Raw genomic sequence first — 19,767 nt, forward strand, 5'->3', positions numbered from 1 at the left:
TTTTCTCCTTTTTCCAACGACAAAAAGAGACCGCAAAAAAATTTTGCAGCATCTCTTTCCTATGGATTAATTAAATTGATTCATTGTTTTGACGAAATCATCCGTTTCAATCCACGAACGAATCGCATCGACACTCTTTTGCACGGCAAAAATAATGTCCTCTTCTTCCTCTTTTTCAAAACGGTTGAGCACATGTCCTACGACCGTACGCCCATCTTTTGGACGACCAACCCCAACCTTAATACGGTTAAACTCGCTCGTACCAAGGCACGAAATAATACTCTTGATTCCGTTATGTCCTCCGGCGCTGCCTTTTTGACGAAGACGAATCTTTCCAACCGGCAGATCCATATCATCATAAACCACAAGCAAGTCTTCGATTCCAATTTTAAAATAATTCATCAGCGGACGAATCGCTTCACCCGATAAGTTCATAAATGTCAACGGCTTCATGAAGATGACTTTTTCGCCACCGATTTGCACTTGCGCAAATACTGCATCAAAAAGCGCCTTATCAAAATCAAACTTCTCTTGATAGGCAACTTCATCCATTGTCATGAACCCGACATTATGTCTTGTCCCTTTATACTTTGCTCCAGGATTCCCTAGACCAACGACTAATTTCATACTTTCACCTATTCTTTTTTCTTCTATTTTGCTATTATACCATACCCCTACACCGTCCCGTTATTAATTCACATTTTTACGAAATTGTGTTTTTTATGTATTATTTGTCATAAAAGGGGACTTATGAAAATCAATTTTAAAAAAATCGTGCTATACTTGTTTATGGATATTCCATCACTAATTTTTTAGGAGGTATGAATATGGAAAAATCTCAAAAACATGGTAATAAAGTAATTTTAGTCGGTGACGGTGCCGTTGGTTCTAGTTACGCATACGCACTTGTATTACAAGGGATAGCAGAAGAACTAGGAATTATCGACATCAATTTCGAGAAAACAGAAGGCGATGCGTTAGACTTATCACATGCCTTAGCTTTCAATGCCCCTAAAAAGATTTATGCAGCGAAATACGAAGACTGCCACGACGCAGATATCGTATGTATCACAGCAGGAGCTGCTCAAAAACCTGGCGAAACTCGCTTGGACTTAGTATCTAAAAACTTAAAAATCTTGAAAAACATCGTAGACTCTATTATGGCTAGCGGATTCAACGGAATCTTCTTAATGGCGTCTAACCCAGTAGATATCTTAACTTACGCAACTTGGAAATTCTCAGGACTTCCAAAAGAACGCGTTATCGGATCTGGTACTTCTTTGGACAGTGCTCGTTTCCGTCAAACAATCGCTGAATTAGTTGGCGTTGACGCACGTAACGTTCACGGATATATCATGGGTGAACACGGAGACACTGAATTCCCAGTTTGGTCACATACAAACGTCGGCGGTTTACAAATCTACGAATGGGTTCGTCAAAATCCACACGTTGATGAAGAAAAATTAGTTGAAGTATTCTTCCAAGTACGTGACGCGGCTTATGAAATCATCGCTAAAAAAGGTGCTACTTACTACGGTATCGGTGCTACTCTAGCGCGTATTACAAAAGCCATCTTAAACAACGAACAAGCTATCTTCCCATTATCGGTATACCTTGAGGGTCAATACGGACAAAACGATATTTTCATCGGAGCTCCAGCCGTTATCGGACGTGAAGGAATTCGTCAAATCATCGAAATCCCTCTAGCTGACTCTGAACAAGAGAAAATGGACTTATCTGCGAACACATTGAAATCAATCTTACACGATGCTTTCGAAAAATTAGAAGCAGAAAACAACTAATAAAACAACAAAACACCGTTCCAAGAAAATTTCTTGGAACGGTGTTTTTCATTGTCTTCAACTATTAAAATAACGCAAATAGCGGTACAAGTAAAATCGGCATAAAGATGGCTGGCAAGAAATTCAACACCTTAATATTCGTAATGCCTAGTAAGTTCATTGCTAAACCGACTAAAAGTACGGACCCCACTGCCGACATCGATAGGGTTACCACATCATTTAAATGAGGGGCAACGATTTGTGATAAGCCCACTAAAATTAACTCATACGCAATGACCGCCACAGCAGAAAGCCCTACTCCAATCCCTTCCGTTGCCGCAAGGAAAATTGAAGTAATCCCGTCAAGTACTGACTTTGTTTGAAGTAACGTTGGGTCTCCTGTAATTCCTAGCTGGATAGATCCCATTGTGGCAAGAGCTCCCACGCAGAAAATCATCACTGCCGCAACGAACCCTTCGCCGATATTTAAATTGTTTTCTTTACCTTTTGAAGCCTTCTCCTGAAGCCAGTCTGAGAACTTGCGTACTCGCTCCTCCATTTGAAGCCCTTCTCCGACAACCCCACCGCATACAAGCGATAAAATCATAATCAAGCTATTTGGGATTTGAATCGCGCCTTTAATTCCGACTAAGAACACACATAGCGCTAACCCTTGCATGATATGTTGTGCGAAGCGCTCTGAAATAATATGACGTAAAAATACACCCGCAAGCGCTCCGACAACAATAGCTATCCCATTAATAAATATAATCACTCGAAAAACTCCTTCATTTTAACCATTCTAGTGAAGGAATTTCTCTCCTTTCACTATTCCACAAACAAACTTTGCGGATCTTCAAAAGGACTCGCTCCGTTCTCTTCTGTTTCGTGTTTTCTCTCTAAGAAGTACACTTCCTCAATCACCACTTCGGTCACATACACTTCTTGATGATTCTTGTTAGTGTAGCGACGAGTGTTGAGTCGTCCTTCCACGCCAATGCGGTCCCCTTTTTTGACAAACTTGCCGATACGCTCCGCAATTCTGCCCCAAGCGACCACTTGGATAAAGTGTGAATGATAGGAATCATCGCTGTTACGGTACACATTTTGCACCGCGATGGTATTATTAAACACACTCTTTCCGGAAGGTTGAAGTTGTTGCACCTCTACCTCTTTGACAACACGACCAATTAAAGATACTAAGTTCATAAGACGAACCTCCTATAGTTTTTTCTATAGTAAGCTACGCCACACTTCCTCTAATTGGCTTTTCCTTCTTCTCTTAATTTTTGAGAAAATTCAGAAATCTTACGCAGTCTGTGGTTAACCCCTGATTTTGAGATAGGCCCAGAAGGTAACATTTCGCCCAATTCTTTCAAACTAATTTCTGGATTCTCTAAACGGATTTTTGCAATATCCGATAATTTATCCGGCAAGGCATCCAGTCCCACCGTATCTTCGATATATTGAATCTCTTCGATTTGACGAGTGGCTGCGTTCACCACTTTATTAATATTGGCATTCTCGCAGTTCACTAAACGATTCGCCGTATTTCGCATATCGCGAATGATTCGGATATCTTCAAAATGCAGCATCGCTTTGGAAGCATGAATCACGGCAAGGAAGTCTGCGATTTTCTCGGCTTCTTTCAAGTACGTGATATACCCCTTACGACGCTCAATCGTTCTGGCGTTCAATCCAAACGCATTCATCATCTGACAAATATCGTCGTTGTGCTCTTCGTAAATCGAATAAATCTCTAAGTGATAACGGCTTGTTTTCGGATCATTAATCGAACCACCAGCCAGAAACGCCCCACGAAGGTAGGCACGCATCTTCTCTTCGTCTTCACGAACATTTTCCGGAACGCGCATATTAAATAAGCCGCTCGACTTGATATTCAAGTCTTCCAGAATTTCTTCCGTTCCGTGTTTCAAACGTACAATATACACATTGTTCTTCTTCAGTTTCATCTTACGGCGAACCAAGAGTTCACTTTCCACTTGATAATACTTCTTCAAGAGCACATAAATGCGTCTGGCAATCGCAGCATTTTCTGTTTGGATATTTAAAATCAATTGACGATTCAAAATTCCAACCGCCCCATTCATTCGAATCAGCGCCGCTAGTTCATATTTTGAATAGTCATATTGCACTTCTAGTTGCGTTAGTTCTTGTTTTGTCTCTGCAGCAAATGATAGTAAGGACACAGGCCTCCTCCTTTCTCTTCTAGTCATGTTGAAGGAGCCAAGAGGAAGTCTTGGCTCCTATTTCATTCGTTATTATTCAATTCGTGCACTTTGTAAGAGACGGAATAATTCGTCGATAACTTTTTCACCATCATGGTATACGCCTTTTTCACGTAATTTAATAAAGTCAGACGACACTACTCGGCATCCCTCGTCGCGCAATCCTTGGAAGTCGTACTTCACTTGGTAAAGATACTCTTCGTTCTTTTGTTGGTTTAAGTACTCTTCTGGCACTGCCTCAGTATTCACGAGAACGGTGTCGATAAACTGCGTTCCTAAATGTTCATGCAACACTCTCACATGATCTGCATCGGTAAAGTGTTCCGTTTCACCACGTTGCGTCATGATGTTACAAATGTACACCACTTCCGCTTTCGTTTCGCAAACCGCTTGACCGATATCGCTAATCATTAAGTTTGGCAAGATACTCGTATAAAGACTACCAGGTCCTAGTACAACCATATCGGCTTCCATAATCGCATTGATGACTTCACGCGCAGCTGTTGGCGTACGGCTTTCATCAAGCTTACGATTTTCGTCGTAGCAATGCACGGAAACTTTCTTAATCTTCTTGCGATATTTCACAAGTTCCGCTTCCCCGTCCACAATCGTTCCATCTTGGAATTCCGCGCGTAGTAATAATGGCTCTTCAGCGGCAGGATACACATGTCCTTCCACCGCCATCATACGGCTTAGGAGACGAATCGCATCGAAAATATTTCCACGCATCTCTGTTAAGGCCGCAATAATTAAGTTCCCAATCGCATGTCCGGCGAAGAATTGATCATCGGAATTAAAACGATATTGGAAAATTTCTTTTTGTAAAGCGTTCATCGGAGAAAGAGCAATCATACAGTTTCGAATATCTCCTGGTGGCACAACGTTCATATAATCTCGAATGATTCCTGAACTTCCACCATCATCGGCAACCGTTACAATCGCAGTCACATCCACATCTCTCTTACGCAGATTTCTCAGTAGTACTGGAAGTCCTGTACCTCCACCAATAACAGTGATTTTAGGGCCTTTCTTTCTTGGAGGATTCGGTGTTACCTCAAACATCATGAGCGTCCATTCCCTTCTTTACGACGGTCTTTGTCACGATGAGAGATTGTCACGTTGTAAGAGTCTGATAATAATTCGCGCCCGATACGTTCCGCAAAAGCTACAGAACGGTGTTGACCGCCTGTACATCCGATGGCAATCGTCACGCTAGATTTTCCTTCTTTTTTGTAGCCTGGGATTGAGAAGTCGAGTAAGTCCATCAATTTATGATAGAACGTCTTCGCTTCAGGTTGACTCATAACGTAATCATACACTGGCTCATCTAATCCCGTTAGCGGACGTAATTCAGGGATATAATGTGGATTTGGTAAGAAACGAACATCCATCACGACATCCGCATCGATTGGAAGTCCGTATTTAAATCCAAATGACATCACTTGGACTGTGAAAATTCCTTCGTTGCCTGTAGAGAAAGCTTGCATGATTTCTTCACGTAATTTACGTGGTGAAAGATTTGTTGTATCAATCACTTTTTGCGCGCGTGTCTTAATATCTTGTAACAAGCGACGTTCAGAAATAATCCCATCGTAAATACGACCATCACTTGCTAGAGGGTGCGTTCTTCTTGTTTCTTTGTAACGAGAAACAAGCGCATCATCGCTCGCTTCTAAGAATAAAATTTTTGTTGTAATAAATGATGTGTTATCAAGGCCAGCAATAGCGGACATGATTTCATCAAAGAATGCGCGTGAACGTAAGTCGATTACGAGCGCAATTTTTGTAATTTTTCCTGATTCTTTTACTAATTCCCAAAATTTTGGTAGAAGACTTGGTGGCATATTATCGACACAGAAATATCCCATGTCTTCGAAACTTTGCATTGCAACAGTTTTCCCTGCCCCACTCATACCTGTAATGACGACTAATTCTAATTGATCTACTGCCATTGTCATTCTCCTATCTCAAACGATATTGTTATCTTTACAATTATAACACATCCGGGCGTGTCATCGTTAACTTTTTTAGCAAAAATACTCTTTTTATCACACAAAAAAGCGAGGGTTCCCCCTCGCTTTCCATTAATCTTTCACTTGTATCACTTCAGACGGAATCTGAATATGAACCGTTGTCCCTTCTCCAACAGTCGAGTCTACACTAAGCGTAACGCCTAATCGTTTGGCAATCTCTGAAGATAAGTAGAGCCCTAGTCCTGTTGATTGGTGGTTCACACGACCATTATAGCCACTAAATCCACGTTCAAAAATTCGTTTAATATCGTAAGGGGCAATCCCGATTCCCGTATCTTCAATCGTTAACGTATCGCCTTCAAAAAGAATACGAATCGTTCCATCTTCAGGCGTATATTTCACCGCATTCGATAACACTTGCTCGACGATGACGCCTAACCATTTCGAATCCGTCACGACCTTTTTCTCAGTAGGAACATAGTCCAAATGCAATTTCTTCGAAATAAAGAAGGTTGCGTATTTCTTCAAGAGCGGACGAATCACTTCATCGATAGAAATCGTTGCAATCGATAAGTCCTGATGGAAACTTTCCATTCGAACATAATGCAGTGCTAGTTCTGTATATGTCGTAATCCGAACGAGTTCTTGACTCAATAAGGATTTCTCAGACGTTTGCGGCAACTCACGAATCAACAATTGACTTGCGGCAATACTCGTTTTAATTTGATGCGCCCATAAAGTATAGTAGTCCACATCTTCCTTGCGAAGTTGCTTCATCTTCGTACTTAGCCCTCGCATATCCGACTTCTCTTGTTGAATCGCCTCATATAAATGACTCACAACAGGCGAAAATCCATCGTCTAGCGTCGTCACTTCCTGCTGCAAACTTCGAACGACTTCTCTGTACTTTCTCCAATCGTGCCACAAAAGTGCACCAACAATCACCAAAAGGAAAAAGGCTTGTAAAAATAAATAATAGCCCACTTCTGAATTTAGCCAATTAAAGACGAAGAAGAACCCAATCGAAAACAATTCGATGAAGGCCAGCGCCCCGAGTAAGAAGGCATGCGATTTGAACCAAGCCATACTAAATTCCACTTTTGTCTTCATTCAATCACTTCCGCCAATCCATACCCGACGCCTTTTTTCGTCGTGATTAATTTTTCCAACCCGATTTCGCCAAGACGCTTCCGCAAACGAGCAACTGTGACAGATAAGGTATTATCATCGACAAACACATCGCTATTCCACAATGCATTCATTAAATCTTCTCTTGGCGCAATGTCCCCTTGTTTTTCAAATAGTACACGTAAAATGATAAATTCATTCTTCGACAATTCGATGACATTACCTTCATACGAAACTTTTCCACTTCCAAGCTGCAAGGCAATCCCCTTATATTCCAGCCAATCTTTCTGCTGAACGAACTCATAACTGCGACGCATCATCCCTTGAATTTTTGCGACCAATACACTCGGCTCAAACGGTTTTGTCATATAATCATCCGCACCCATATTAATCGACATCACAATATCCATCGCTTGATCCCTGGACGACAAGAACATAATCGGCACCTGAGACACCTTACGAATCTCTTGGCACCAATAATAGCCATTATAAAACGGCAATGTAATATCCAGAATGACCAACTGCGGATTGATGGCTAAAAATTGAGTGTACACTTGCGAAAAGTCTTCCACCGCAACGACTTCATAATTCCATTTTTCTAATTCTTGTACAATTGCATCACGAATGACTCTTTCATCTTCGACAATCATTATTGTTTGCATACACTCACCTCGTTTTCATTGTAACATCTTTCCAATTTACAGAAAACCATCTATTTCCTAATTTCTCGTATCATTTCCCATAAAGTCGTTTGATGATCTTGCTCCGTTCCAATTTCATATACGAAGCCATCGGACTCGTCACGACCAAAGATAAAGAACTCTACCGGCTGCGACTCTTCTATCCCCAAAATCCGACTAACCACTGGAAGTTGAATGCTATATTTTAGATAAAATGTATTATCCCCAGTAGGACTTTCTTCTTTCTTCGTATAAATATTCTCTCGCAATTTTGCCTTTGCCAAAATATCTTTATTCAATTGCAATTCCTGGAATACAAACTTTCCTTGTGGCCAGAGTTTTTTCGCCTCTTCTTCGTTTTCAAAAACAAACTTTCCATCCACATATTGGAACGGTATACTTTTCTCTTCTTCCTTAGTTTTAGAATTGAGCTGCTTAATCGTTCCAACTAGCGGCTTCCCTTTTTCCCTAGCCTCAAGATAAACAAATACATTCGAGTCACCGACTACACGCATCTGACTTACGGTAAATCCATTCGGAAACTGCTCAAATAAATCTTCAATATTTTTTGTCGGATAAACACGGCTCAATTCTTTCCCAGCCAGCTCTTCAAGATACCCACGACTCGTGTGATCCGCACACCCTACTAACATCGCTACGCATAACATCAATAGCCCAATCCACGACCATTTCTTTAACTTCACACACAAAACCTCACTTTGCAATACAGTGCCTTCATCATACCATATCCCGCCTATACCGTAACATTCCCTAACAAAATCCTAAACTTTTCGCAATCTCAACATAAGAATCTCCAATCCATTTTAAGCACATTCCTCTTTCGAATGAAGGAATACTCGCACTAACATCATCGAAGCAAAACAACAACGTTAAGAGGCAAATAAAAAAGCTACGCGTTTTCGGATAACATAGTAGCCATTATAGCGATTAGTAATCGATGCGAATTACGGATGGTTGGAAATTCATTTCCTACCATCCGTTTGAGGCTCGATAGGATTGAGACCTTGGCTCAATCCGGTACAGCTATATTGGCTAACGCTTCTCATTTCGAATGAAGGAATAATTGTTCTAACTTTATTGAAGCAACACAACAACTTAACTGCTGATAAAACAGAAAACTCCTCAGAGGTTATAGAAAGCATTATAGGAAATGATAACCAATGTGAATTACAGTCTCTAGAAATTCATTTCGTAGAGACTGTTTGAAGCTTGGTAGGTTTGAGACCTAAGACTCAAACCGGTATCCTATAATGCTTTTCTATAACAAACTCTGAGGAGTTTGAAATGTCTATATATTATTTCACCACAGTCTTAAAGTTGTTGTTGACTGTGGCTTCGATGACTGGATGTTTGCGCAAGTATTCCGCAATGAGCTCCGTCATGTCGATCTGCACCTCACGCACAATCTTCTCTGGCTTAAACATACTATAGTTTCCGCCACCAACTGCACGGTATTGGTTTGTCACTACTTCTAATTCATCCGTATCTTGAACCGGTTTGCCATGGTACTCTAAGCGAGTCACACGGTCGCCGAATGGTCTAGTGAAGTCTAATGTGTACTCGATTCCTTCGTACATATCGTAGTTGTAGTATTGAGGTTTTGGTTCCACATATTTAGGATTGAAGACTGCTTGTCCGTTTTCGACGATGAAATAAGTCGCCACACGTTCAAGAGCCGCTTTCAAGTCCGCACCGCTCACTTTTAGAACGGCTAATGTATTTGGATAAATATAGTTCGTAATCACGTCACGCATACGGATTTCTGAGTTAAATCCACGTCCGTCATTGTTGAATAACGCAGTTCCTGAGATGTCCGCACCGCTGGCTTCCATTTGAACCTTATTGATAAATTCAATATATGGATGCTCGCTTAAACGTGCTGCATGTGGATCTTTAATGGTCATATCTCCAACAACTTTTCCTACTGGAGTATCTAACCAATCTTCCACTTCCGCTTGTAAATCGCTAAACATTTCTAATACGGCTGGATCTGCTGGCACATCTTCTGTTGGGTGAAGTTTTGCTTCACTTGAAACAACCGTATACTTTCCGTCTACTTTTTCCACTTCTAAGCTGATTTCACCGACATATGCGCCGCGGTATCCTGGTTGAATCACTGGCACGCCATTCACTTTTTGTGCAATCACACGGTGTTGGTGTCCTGTCACTAACGCATCGATTCCTTCTACTTGCGTCGCAATCGCATACCCTTCGTTTTCTCCTGTTAAGAGTTCCGTTGGATCACCGCATGAAAGGTCGCACTCGAATCCTCCGTGATAAGTTACAACGACAACGTCCGCAACTTTACGCATTTCTGGAACGTATTTCTTCGCTGTTTCCAACGCGCTCACGAATACTAAATCTTTTACCGTTGCAGGTTGTTCCCAATTTGGAATATAAGGCGTTGTAATCCCTAAAACTGCGATTTTCACGCCATCTTTCTCGAACACTTTGTAAGGTTCGCCAAACGCTGGCTTGCCGTCTTTTGTTAAAATGTTTGAGCAAAGAATTGGGTGGTTGTAAGACGCAATCGCTTCTCTTAAGTAGTCTAACCCATAGTTAAACTCGTGGTTTCCTAGAATTCCTAAGTCATAGTTTAAATAGTTCAATACTTTTGTTAAATCAGATGCTACTTTTGAATCTTGTTTACGAACATAGTAGCTTAATGGTGACCCTTGAATGAAGTCCCCGTTTTCGATTTGAATCACAGGACCATTTGCTTCTTCTTTTAAGCGACGAATCACAGTCGCAGCCTTCGCCGTACTGAATCCTAAGTCCATGTTTCTCTCTGTATAGTTTGTCGGTAACACGTACCCATGCATATCACTAGTTTCAATAATTTTAATTTCCATAATGCGCCTCACTTTCTACAAATTCACACACTATTGTACCATAAAAAAGCCCTATCACAAAGGTTTCTCTGTCTGCAGTATTTCTGCGATTTTATCAAATGTCTTCCCATTTCGAATCGTAATCGTCTTATAAAATGGTTGCTTCAAAATCTTCTTATGGTAAGTCGTTTTTTGATACTCTGCCTCATCAATTTTCGCCCAGAAGACTGCACATTTCCCAACAAATACTTTTTCATTATAAAACGCTGACTCTTCTACAAATCGAACAACTTCATCAGTATCTGTCCCCCGTGAGAAAAACAAAATATCTTTTCTAGCAAACTCATCCTTCCACCAATCCGGAAGCCCAGCCATTTCTTTTAAGTACTCCTCTTTTGAAAGCAGCGCAAACGGAATCGAGAACTCATAATTCTCTTCTAATACCTTTTCAACCTTCAAAACGATTTTTTCTACACTCTCATCGCTTGCAAAAAATAAGTTCCCGCTATTAATGTACGAATCCACATCGCTGAACCCTTCACGTTTCAAGAATCCCTTCAATTCGCTCATCACGACTTTATTTTTACCACCAACATTGACGCCTCTTAATAAAAGCACATACACTCATTCCACACAAAAAGCCTGAGGATAATTCCCCAGGCTTTCGTTGTGATTGTGTTGTGAATGAACTTATATGTGATTATTGATTCCACGCTGCATCAAATTGTGCTTTAGAATCTTGGATTAATTGATCTACATTGCCGTTTTGAGTTGTAAAGATTTTTTCTAAAATCGTACGAACTTCCGCGTATGCAGGGTCAGAGTTTTCAACTACAGGAATTGAGAATAAATTCTTAGTAGCTTCGCCTAAAATTGCAGGAACTTTAGAGTTTGATTTCTTGTATTCATCTTTTTCTAACACTGAAGCAACTGTTGGCATGTAACCAGTTTGTTGTGCCCAGTATAATTGAGATTCAGCTGAAGATAAGAATTTCAAGTATAAGAATGCTGCAGTACGTTGTTCTTCAGTTGTAGAACCTTCGAACATGTAAATGTCAGTACCTTGTTGTAAGTTGAATTTCTCAGGACGAACTGCTACTCCGTATTCGAAACCAGCTTCTTTAGCGCCTTTAGCTACGAATGATTCACCAGCTGTTGAACCAACATACATAGCCACTTTTTTGTTTTGGAATGGTGCTGATAAGTATTTATCTGAACCAGCTACACGGAAGTATCCATCTTTAATTCCGTCTGCATAGTATTTAACAACTTCTTTTGAAGCGTCACTTGCGAAGTCTAATTCTTTAGTGAAGTCAATGCCTTTGTTCTTCATACCAATTGCATAGTAGTTGTTTAATGAGTCGAAACCAGCACCAACAACTTCGTGGTTAGATTTTTCGTAAATTGTTTTAGCTGCTTCTTTTAATTCATCTAAAGTAGTTGGAACTTTAACACCGTATTGTTTCAAGATATCTGCATTGTAGAATAATACTTCTGTAGATTTGTTGAATGGGATACCGTATTGTACTCCTTTGATTTTAGCACCTTCCATTAAGTCTGAACGGATTTCTTCACCTTTCTTGAATCCGATTGTTTCATTTTCAATGTATGGTTTGAAGTCTACCAATGTATCTTGCTCAGCAGCATTGAATAACCAGTTAGGATATGCTTGAGTGATTGTTGGTAAATCTTTTGGTGAAGTTAAAGTTGAGTTAATTTTAGCTTGTAAATCTTTGTATGAAGATTGGTTTTGTAACTCTACTTTGATATTTGGGTTAGCTTTCATAAAGTCATCTGTTAATTTTTGAAGAGCTTTTTCAAGCTGACCGTTCATGGCATGCCAGAAAGTGATTGTAGTTTCTGATTTAACCTCTGTTACGATGTCTTTTTTAGTTTCAGCTTGTTGTGAGCTGTTTGATGAGTTAGCTCCACATGCTGTTAACGCCACAACTGATGCTGTTGCTAGTGTCGCTTTTACTAAAGATTTGAATTTCATTTTTCTTCTCCTTTTGTTATATAGTTTTTACAACACAATTTTTTCGCCGCGATACGGCAATATTCTGTCACCATACGGATTTACCAGAAGTTCTGGTTTTAACGTATGAATTGGAACCAAACATTTAGGCTCGATCATCGCAATAATGCGGTCTAAGTCGTCCGGTTTTGCGTGACCTGAGCAAGCTAGGCGTACAAACTCAATATGTTTTTCCGCCAATAAATCAAGAAACGGTTGATAGTTCGGATCAAAGTCCCCGAGAGGCTGTGCATCGCTGTGGATGTATAAGCTTCCTTCTTGCAAACGTTCGAAATGATCGACTGCTTGCCATAGATACTTCGAAGTATCCTCTAACAACGTTTGATATGAAATTTCTAAAGTAGGATCAAGTTCGTCGAGTTTTGGAGCTCCTTCTCTATAGTAGTAATGAGCTTCTTTTTGGAAGACTTCTTTAAGAAGTGCCGCCATCGTTGCTTCTAAAACAACAGTACGGCTTGTTCCTTCGACGATTTTTTCAAAACGACGGACATTTGCTGGATAACCATTAAAGGTAATTTGTCGATTTGGATTTTCTTGTTCGAGGCGAGCGATATGACGAATCACATCTTCCTCGTTTTCAGGTTTGATTTCGTCTTCAACCTCTTTTCGGTCCCCAAAGCTAATCGATACACCTTCCATCATTAAAAGGTCGGTATGTTTTGCCTTCTTACAAAATTCGATTGTGTCTTCGGCATTATGACCGTGAAGTCGTAAGTCCCCTGTATACGTAATATGATGACCAGGAGTTTTGATGATTAAAGCAGCAGCCCCATACGCGTCATGGTCGACACGCACGATTTCTACTTCGATTTCTCCAACCTTAATCACGTCTCCAGCATCTAACCCAATCATGTCTCTTGTAAATGCATCGTCTTCAAACGGCGATGGTAGTAAGAACACGCCATTGCGGTTAAGCGAATTTACAATCATTTTTGTTTCCTTCAATGTATATAAAGGAATGTTTGGGTCTAAATAATTCAACATTCTTGTATGGTCCAAATGCGCATGTGAGATAAAGACCGCCGTGTTGGCATAGTCTTTATCTTCATCCCCTTCATATTTGTAAGGGATACGTGCATCATACATATTTTTTAAATGTGGAATCACTTTATGATCAGTGAGTGTTTGCACCGATTCATCGGGCAATTCTAATTCTGGTAAAAACTCAGTCCCGAAGTCGAAGAAGATATGGCTATCTTTGTAAGCAACTTCGATGACCGTTCCACCGATTGTTAAAATGCCGCTATGAAAGGTAATCCTTGTTTTATCCTTTGATACCATTCTTCGCTACCCCTCTAATAATTTCTTTTCTGAATACGAAGTAAATTAACAGAATTGGGATAACCGTTAAAGTTGCTGCGGCCATTTGTAAGTGAACATCACTTCCGGCTTCTGTCGTGAAGGCAGAAAGTCCGTTGTTTAATAGACGGAATTCTTTCGTGTTTGTAACCAATAATGGCCATAGGAATGAATTCCAGCTTTGGATGAATGTTAAAATCCCTACTGTTACCAATGCTGGTTTACACATTGGCACTAAAATGCGGCGGATGTATTCTAAATCACTCGCACCATCAATTTTAGCAGCTTTGTAGAATGTACTTGGGATTCCTTTTAAGTACCCGTTCAAGTAGTAAATATAGAAGATACTTGTTAAGAACGGAATGATTAACGCTACATAAGTGTTTAATAACCCTAATTGAGCGATTGTTTGGTAGTTTGTAAAGATGATTGATTCGTAAGGAACCATTAATAGAGAAACTAAAATCATCATGACAATGTTTTTCCCTTTGAACTGTAAGCTTGTTACAGCAAAGGCAGCTAGTAATGAAGTAATTACTGTTGCCACTGTTGTAAATAGAGACACGAATAATGTGTTTCCGAAGTAACGTAAGAATGGCGCACGGCTAAATACTTCTAAATAGTTACTAAATTTGAATGAACTTGGGATGAATGACGGTGGAATGCTTGTTGCTTCCGCGTATGTCATTAACCCTGTCATTACCATGTAAATAAATGGGAATACTGTAATCAACGCTAAGAAAATTAAAAGCGCGATTGAAAAACCGTTAAATACTTTTTTCATCTTCTTATCCCTCCGCCTTTCTCAAGAATTTGTTTTGGAGGAATGTTGCAAAAAGAATGATTGCAAACAAGATTACAGTTGCTGCCATGGCAACCCCTGGTCTTCCTGCCACATGGAACTTGTCGTAAATATAGTACACAGCTGTTGTTGCTGAGTTCGCTGGACCAGCAGTTCCGCCAAATAATGCGTACACTTGTGTATACACTTTGAATGCCCCGATTAAGTTAACCGTTGAAAGGAAGGCAATTGTTGGAACTAATTGCGGGAATGTAATACGCCAGAAGATTTCACGGTCTGTCGCACCAAACATTTTCGCAATTTTGAAGTGCTCAGGATCAATATTACGCAATCCTGCTAAGAGGATGATGATATTGAACGCTAAACTTGTCCAAACCCCGAAAATAATCAATGTTGGCATACTCATGTTAACGTTATCCAACCAGTTCACAGCTGGAATACCAATCAAGCCAAGGAAGAAGTTGATAATTCCGTAGTCCCCATTGAAGAAGTAACGGAACACAATCCCGATAGCGATTGTACTTGTAACGTAAGGCATGAAGAAGATTGTTTCGAAGAAGCTTTTACGTTTAATCTTCTCGAAAATAATCCATGCAATGATGACTGAGATTAATAACGCTACTGGCACTACTGCGAATGCATACAGTGCTGTGTTGAGTAACGCTTTATGGAATACAGGGTCCGCAATTACTTTTTGGTAGTTGTCTAAACCTGTGTATTGTAATTTTAATAGTGACCCTTTTTGGAAACTCATCCAGAACGAACGAAGTAATGGATAAATGTTAAAGAGAAGAATCACTCCTAAAGATGGAAGAAGGAATAACCAAGCTTTAGGTTGGTTCTCTGGGTTATATTTTCTCATTAGTAAACACGCGCTCCATCTTTATCGAATAAGAAGATTTTGTGTTTTAGTAATTGGAATGAAAGTGTGTCTCCTTCTTCAATCTTATGTTCCACACTTACAATTGATTTCAAGAATTGTTCGCCTAATGGGAAGTGAAGAATACGTTCACGTCCGATTAATTCTACGCCACTAATAGTTGTTGAGAATAGCCCTTGTTCACCTTCAGCTACTGGAACCACGTCTTCAGGACGCATTCCTAAGTAGTAGTGACCATCCGCTAATTCTTGACGTTTGCGGTCTTGTGATAATTCAGAAGTTGGTAAGTTAAATGCTGGGTGAGTAATCACGCCGTCTTTAATGTCCACTTCTGTAATGTTGATGATTGGGTTACCGATGAATTTCGCAACGAATAAGTTACTTGGTTCTAGGTATAAGTTTTGTGGGTCATCATGTTGTTGAATGTACCCTTCGTTTAAAAGAATGATTTTATCTGAGATTGATAAAGCTTCTTCTTGGTCGTGCGTTACGAAGATTGTTGTGATTCCTACTTCTTTTACAAGACGACGGATTTCTTCACGGATTTTCAAACGTAAACGAGCGTCCAAGTTACTTAATGGTTCATCAAGTAGAAGCACTTCAGGTTTTTGAACAAGCGCACGAGTGATCGCCACACGTTGTTGTTGCCCCCCTGATAAAGTACCAGGTTTTTTACCTGCAAGCTCTTCAATATTTGTTAATTGCATATATTCTTCTGCAATCTTTTGAGCTTCTTCTTTAGAGATTTTGTTTTTACCAACTGTTAGTGGGAACATGATGTTCTCTAACACTGTCATATGCGGGTATAACGCATAGTTTTGGAATACGAATCCAATGTTACGGTCTTTAGGTTCTGTCGTAACAACTGAATTTCCTTTAAATTGGATGTCTCCTCCTGTTGGTGTTAATAATCCTGCGATTAAATTTAAAATTGTTGATTTCCCACAACCACTAGGTCCTAGTAAACAAACTAAGTCCCCTTGTTCAATTGAGAAATTTACTGACTTTAATGCTTCAAAGCCGTTATCGAATACTTTGTTTAAGTCAATAACATCGATCATGACGAATCCTCCAGTTTCTTTTACTTCAATACATTCTATTCTACCATGTTTTTTAGAAACTGAAAACTGAAAAAGTAAAATTTATGAAAGCTTTTTATTGTAGACAGTTATCCCGTTTCTGAGCACAAAAAAAGGACGAGAAAACCTCGTCCTTTTTACGATTTTTATAACGTGCACAAACCCCTTTAGAGTGCGGTTTTGCATCTTAAAACTCCACGGTTTGTGAACAAAATCTATTAACGTTTAATAATTTTATAGTAACTACGAGACGTGATTTGGTACACGATGAGATAAACCACTACGAAGATAGCTCCAATCACAATTGTCGCGTTTAGCGTTACGTTACCGTCAACCCCGAAGAGCTGAATAATCTTACGATACATCTTGAAGGCAAATGCGGTATGGATAAACGCTGTAACCAGTGGTAAGAAGAACACAATTAACACTTGACGATTGATGGATTTCTTAATGGTCTTTTGATCGATACCGAGTTTTTGTAGGATAACGAAACGGTCACGATCTTCGTATCCTTCAGAAATTTGTTTGTAGTAAATGACAAGGACCGCTCCGATGAAGAACGCGACGGAAAGAAGTGCCCCAACAAAGAGTAAACTTCCCATAAATCCGTAGATGTCTTTAGCCGCATCCTCTCTACTTCCAACCGTGATGAAATCGTCATTGCTTACTTCAAGCACGTTAGCGTAAGCCTCAAACTCTTCTGTTTTACCCTGAATGTCTGTCGATGTATTCCACAATGCGTAATAGAATCCACGGCCAAGTTTACCGTCGATCATCTTTGACGGATCCTTTACAACGGCTACATAAACGTTATCTGCAACATATGGCAATTGTGGTAATTTTTCTTTAAAGCCTGTGCTGTCCATCATCTCTTTGACTTGAAGTGTTAATTGTCCGTTCACGCGGATAGCCGAAACATTTTTATCGTCACCTTTGACCAGTCCAAGAACGGCTTCATTGTCACTTGGCTTGTAATTCGTCCCAAAGATACGATTGTAATCTTCCGCAGAAAGGAAAGTAATGAACGCAGCTGGGCTATCTCCTGGATAGACTCCCTCGATGTCAACTCCGCCCTCCATACTTTTTGCGGCACGAAGCACGCTGAGGTAATTCATTTCATTGGTTACATTGCCTTTCGATTGCGCCTTGATCTTACTAATTTGTTCTGAAAGTTGCGGAATCGTAGAGGAATCTTCGACAAATGCCGTTGCCGAATAATCTGTTGGATAGCTTTTCTTCAATAAATCGGCTGTCCCTGTTTGCAAGGCGACCGTTGTGGCCAATGTGACAAGCACCATCGTTGATAAAATACAAATACTTGCAAGACCCGCCGCATTTTTACGCATACGGAATTTTAAATTAGAAATCGAAATAAAATTCGTTGGTTGATAAAAGAGACGTTTGTGCTTTTGTAAAAGCGAAAGAAGCGCAATCGACCCTGCATCAAATAAAATATACGTTGCTAAAACAACTAATAGGACCGCTACGAAGAAGGAATATAGCGCTGCAACAGGTGCTTCAATCGTTTGCGACATATAATACGCGCCCCCAAGAAGCCCTGCACCAATGAGTGCGCGAAGAAGGATAAAGCGCCCCTTCGTTTCTCCTTTTTTCTTCTCAGAAAGCATTTCTAATGGACGACTCATGTACATCTTTGTCGCATTTAAGAAGAAGACAACTCCGAAAATAAACGCCATCGAAATCAGTACAAAACCGACGCTACCGAGTTGCATCGAATACTCTATGCCGATTGGAATTCGAATGAGCTTCAATAAAACGGCAAACGAGAAACGATGGAACACGATTCCAAGCACAACCCCTAGCCCCACGCTGACCACTGAGAATAGAAGCAATTCAATGAAACTCAACAACTGAATGTTTTTTCGGTCAAGTCCTAGGATGCTATATAAGCCGTATTCTTTTAATCGATTTTTCGTCACGAAGGCATTCGCATAAAGAATCGTTAAGAGTGCCACGAGCTGAACCACGATGACTCCAAAGCCCAATGTTTGCGCAATGGCTCCCCCTCCGCGAAGAGTGGAAAGCTCTGGCATCGCAGATAAGGCGTGCGTGATATAGAGAATCATCGTTACCATAATGGTCGTCAGTGCATACGGCAAATATAATGAATGATTCTTTTTTAGATTCGATGTTGCCATCGAAAAAATGAGTTTAAACATGGATTTCACCTCTATTTGCCATCGCAGTTAATGTTTCTGAGATCAACTCGAACATTTGTTGATCACTTCTTCCTTCACGGTACAATTGATTATAAATCAAGCCGTCTTTAATGAAAAGAACTCGTTTGGCACGACTTGCAGCAACCGTACTGTGCGTTACCATTAAAATCGTTTGTCCGTTTTGATTAATCTTATCAAATAAATCTAATGTGTTGCTGGCTGATTTTGAGTCCAACGCCCCTGTTGGTTCATCGGCTAACAGTAGGCTTGGGTCTGTAATCATCGCACGGCCAATCGCCACACGTTGTTGTTGCCCACCTGAGAGTTCATAAGGATATTTCTTCAGTAAATCTTTAATCCCTAGCATTTGCGCAATCGGTTCGACCTTTTGCTTCATTTCTGAAATCGGACGACGAGCGAGTACGAGCGGCAACACCATATTATCATAGACCGATAAAGTCTCTAATAAGTTGAAATCTTGGAACACGAACCCTAAATGGTCGCGACGGAATTCTGTAAGAACTTTAGCGGAGATATTTTGAATATTTTCTCCGTTTAAAAAGACAGAACCAGCAGTTGGACGATCAAGAGTCGCTAAGATATTTAGAAGAGTTGTTTTCCCTGAACCCGATTCCCCCATCACGGCTACGTATTCGCCTTCTTCAACCGAGAAGCTGATGTCTTTGAGCGCCGTCACTTCCGCAGCCCCAAAGCGTGTTTGATATTTCTTTTGTAAATGTTGTACATCTAATAATGTCATTGTTTTCACCCTTTACTTTCATTTGTTGACCTTAGTATAGTCCACTCATAAAGGGAAATCATGACACTA

General features: G+C 40.2%; 19 protein-coding genes. 1 reads left to right on the forward strand and 18 read right to left on the reverse strand.

The window, feature by feature from the left end:
- Nucleotides 1-66: 66 nt before the first annotated feature.
- Nucleotides 67-627: an aminoacyl-tRNA hydrolase gene (pth, locus tag ADH02_RS02040; protein WP_048782165.1), complete on the reverse strand. Its 561-nt coding sequence runs from the start codon at nt 625-627 to the stop codon at nt 67-69.
- A 200-nt stretch (nt 628-827) separates the two neighbouring features.
- On the opposite strand from pth, the gene ADH02_RS02045 reads away from it, so the two are divergent.
- A complete protein-coding gene (locus tag ADH02_RS02045) occupies nt 828-1,802 on the forward strand; it encodes an L-lactate dehydrogenase (RefSeq protein WP_048782167.1) in 975 nt (324 codons plus the stop codon).
- A gap of 64 nt (nt 1,803-1,866) precedes the next feature.
- Here the strand turns inward: ADH02_RS02045 and ADH02_RS02050 are convergent, their stop codons facing one another.
- From ADH02_RS02050 to ADH02_RS02130, 17 genes are all read right to left on the reverse strand, one after another.
- Entirely contained in the window at nt 1,867-2,556 is a 690-nt protein-coding gene (locus tag ADH02_RS02050; protein WP_048782169.1) for a DUF554 domain-containing protein, read from the reverse strand.
- A 53-nt stretch (nt 2,557-2,609) separates the two neighbouring features.
- Nucleotides 2,610-2,990 (reverse strand): single-stranded DNA-binding protein, encoded by a 381-nt coding sequence (locus ADH02_RS02055; protein WP_048782171.1) that lies wholly within the window; start codon nt 2,988-2,990, stop codon nt 2,610-2,612.
- A gap of 50 nt (nt 2,991-3,040) precedes the next feature.
- On the reverse strand, nt 3,041-3,991 hold the full coding sequence (gene whiA / locus ADH02_RS02060) for a DNA-binding protein WhiA (RefSeq protein ID WP_342585578.1): 951 nt from the start codon (nt 3,989-3,991) through the stop codon (nt 3,041-3,043).
- Between the two features lie 72 nt (nt 3,992-4,063).
- Nucleotides 4,064-5,095, reverse strand: coding sequence for a gluconeogenesis factor YvcK family protein (locus ADH02_RS02065; protein ID WP_048782174.1), 1,032 nt, complete (start codon nt 5,093-5,095; stop codon nt 4,064-4,066).
- Nucleotides 5,092-5,988 (reverse strand): RNase adapter RapZ, encoded by an 897-nt coding sequence (gene rapZ, locus ADH02_RS02070; RefSeq protein ID WP_048782177.1) that lies wholly within the window; start codon nt 5,986-5,988, stop codon nt 5,092-5,094. The genes ADH02_RS02065 and rapZ overlap by 4 nt, the downstream gene beginning before the upstream one ends.
- A gap of 126 nt (nt 5,989-6,114) precedes the next feature.
- Nucleotides 6,115-7,113 carry a sensor histidine kinase gene (locus tag ADH02_RS02075; protein ID WP_048782179.1) on the reverse strand — a complete coding sequence of 333 codons (999 nt, stop codon included), beginning with the start codon at nt 7,111-7,113 and terminating at the stop codon, nt 6,115-6,117.
- Nucleotides 7,110-7,793 (reverse strand): response regulator transcription factor, encoded by a 684-nt coding sequence (locus tag ADH02_RS02080; RefSeq protein WP_048782180.1) that lies wholly within the window; start codon nt 7,791-7,793, stop codon nt 7,110-7,112. Before ADH02_RS02080 ends, ADH02_RS02075 begins: the two co-directional genes overlap by 4 nt.
- Nucleotides 7,794-7,843: 50 nt before the next feature.
- Nucleotides 7,844-8,515: a hypothetical protein gene (locus ADH02_RS02085; RefSeq protein WP_152903879.1), complete on the reverse strand. Its 672-nt coding sequence runs from the start codon at nt 8,513-8,515 to the stop codon at nt 7,844-7,846.
- A 612-nt stretch (nt 8,516-9,127) separates the two neighbouring features.
- Nucleotides 9,128-10,684, reverse strand: coding sequence for a bifunctional metallophosphatase/5'-nucleotidase (locus ADH02_RS02090; protein WP_048782184.1), 1,557 nt, complete (start codon nt 10,682-10,684; stop codon nt 9,128-9,130).
- 54 nt (nt 10,685-10,738) lie between these two features.
- Nucleotides 10,739-11,281 carry a DUF1697 domain-containing protein gene (locus ADH02_RS02095; protein ID WP_239681717.1) on the reverse strand — a complete coding sequence of 181 codons (543 nt, stop codon included), beginning with the start codon at nt 11,279-11,281 and terminating at the stop codon, nt 10,739-10,741.
- An 82-nt stretch (nt 11,282-11,363) separates the two neighbouring features.
- The gene (locus tag ADH02_RS02100) at nt 11,364-12,659 is read right to left on the reverse strand and encodes an extracellular solute-binding protein (RefSeq protein ID WP_048782187.1); all 1,296 of its coding nucleotides are present in this window, start codon (nt 12,657-12,659) and stop codon (nt 11,364-11,366) included.
- 27 nt (nt 12,660-12,686) lie between these two features.
- Nucleotides 12,687-13,979: an MBL fold metallo-hydrolase gene (locus ADH02_RS02105; RefSeq protein WP_048782188.1), complete on the reverse strand. Its 1,293-nt coding sequence runs from the start codon at nt 13,977-13,979 to the stop codon at nt 12,687-12,689.
- Complete coding sequence (locus tag ADH02_RS02110) at nt 13,963-14,781, reverse strand: carbohydrate ABC transporter permease (RefSeq protein ID WP_048782189.1); 819 nt, start codon at nt 14,779-14,781, stop codon at nt 13,963-13,965. The genes ADH02_RS02105 and ADH02_RS02110 overlap by 17 nt, the downstream gene beginning before the upstream one ends.
- A 4-nt stretch (nt 14,782-14,785) precedes the next feature.
- A complete protein-coding gene (locus tag ADH02_RS02115) occupies nt 14,786-15,661 on the reverse strand; it encodes a carbohydrate ABC transporter permease (RefSeq protein WP_048782190.1) in 876 nt (291 codons plus the stop codon).
- Nucleotides 15,661-16,740 carry an ABC transporter ATP-binding protein gene (locus ADH02_RS02120; RefSeq protein ID WP_048782191.1) on the reverse strand — a complete coding sequence of 360 codons (1,080 nt, stop codon included), beginning with the start codon at nt 16,738-16,740 and terminating at the stop codon, nt 15,661-15,663. The genes ADH02_RS02115 and ADH02_RS02120 overlap by 1 nt, the downstream gene beginning before the upstream one ends.
- A 236-nt stretch (nt 16,741-16,976) precedes the next feature.
- Nucleotides 16,977-18,938 carry an ABC transporter permease gene (locus ADH02_RS02125; protein WP_048782192.1) on the reverse strand — a complete coding sequence of 654 codons (1,962 nt, stop codon included), beginning with the start codon at nt 18,936-18,938 and terminating at the stop codon, nt 16,977-16,979.
- The gene (locus tag ADH02_RS02130; RefSeq protein ID WP_048782194.1) at nt 18,931-19,698 is read right to left on the reverse strand and encodes an ABC transporter ATP-binding protein; all 768 of its coding nucleotides are present in this window, start codon (nt 19,696-19,698) and stop codon (nt 18,931-18,933) included. Before ADH02_RS02130 ends, ADH02_RS02125 begins: the two co-directional genes overlap by 8 nt.
- Nucleotides 19,699-19,767 lie beyond the last annotated feature (69 nt).

The organism is Streptococcus sp. 263_SSPC (assembly GCF_001071995.1).
Taxonomy (GTDB): domain Bacteria; phylum Bacillota; class Bacilli; order Lactobacillales; family Aerococcaceae; genus Granulicatella.

What these genes read in the sequence shown, in the direction of transcription:
- pth (WP_048782165.1), bottom strand. Translation starts at nt 627, where the DNA reads ATGAAATTAGTCGTTGGTCTAGGGAATCCTGGAGCAAAGTATAAAGGG.
- ADH02_RS02045 (WP_048782167.1), top strand. Translation starts at nt 828, where the DNA reads ATGGAAAAATCTCAAAAACATGGTAATAAAGTAATTTTAGTCGGTGAC.
- ADH02_RS02055 (WP_048782171.1), bottom strand. Translation starts at nt 2,990, where the DNA reads ATGAACTTAGTATCTTTAATTGGTCGTGTTGTCAAAGAGGTAGAGGTG.
- ADH02_RS02065 (WP_048782174.1), bottom strand. Translation starts at nt 5,095, where the DNA reads ATGATGTTTGAGGTAACACCGAATCCTCCAAGAAAGAAAGGCCCTAAA.
- rapZ (WP_048782177.1), bottom strand. Translation starts at nt 5,988, where the DNA reads ATGACAATGGCAGTAGATCAATTAGAATTAGTCGTCATTACAGGTATG.
- ADH02_RS02075 (WP_048782179.1), bottom strand. Translation starts at nt 7,113, where the DNA reads ATGAAGACAAAAGTGGAATTTAGTATGGCTTGGTTCAAATCGCATGCC.
- ADH02_RS02080 (WP_048782180.1), bottom strand. Translation starts at nt 7,793, where the DNA reads ATGCAAACAATAATGATTGTCGAAGATGAAAGAGTCATTCGTGATGCA.
- ADH02_RS02090 (WP_048782184.1), bottom strand. Translation starts at nt 10,684, where the DNA reads ATGGAAATTAAAATTATTGAAACTAGTGATATGCATGGGTACGTGTTA.
- ADH02_RS02100 (WP_048782187.1), bottom strand. Translation starts at nt 12,659, where the DNA reads ATGAAATTCAAATCTTTAGTAAAAGCGACACTAGCAACAGCATCAGTT.
- ADH02_RS02105 (WP_048782188.1), bottom strand. Translation starts at nt 13,979, where the DNA reads ATGGTATCAAAGGATAAAACAAGGATTACCTTTCATAGCGGCATTTTA.
- ADH02_RS02110 (WP_048782189.1), bottom strand. Translation starts at nt 14,781, where the DNA reads ATGAAAAAAGTATTTAACGGTTTTTCAATCGCGCTTTTAATTTTCTTA.
- ADH02_RS02115 (WP_048782190.1), bottom strand. Translation starts at nt 15,661, where the DNA reads ATGAGAAAATATAACCCAGAGAACCAACCTAAAGCTTGGTTATTCCTT.
- ADH02_RS02120 (WP_048782191.1), bottom strand. Translation starts at nt 16,740, where the DNA reads ATGATCGATGTTATTGACTTAAACAAAGTATTCGATAACGGCTTTGAA.
- ADH02_RS02125 (WP_048782192.1), bottom strand. Translation starts at nt 18,938, where the DNA reads ATGTTTAAACTCATTTTTTCGATGGCAACATCGAATCTAAAAAAGAAT.
- ADH02_RS02130 (WP_048782194.1), bottom strand. Translation starts at nt 19,698, where the DNA reads ATGACATTATTAGATGTACAACATTTACAAAAGAAATATCAAACACGC.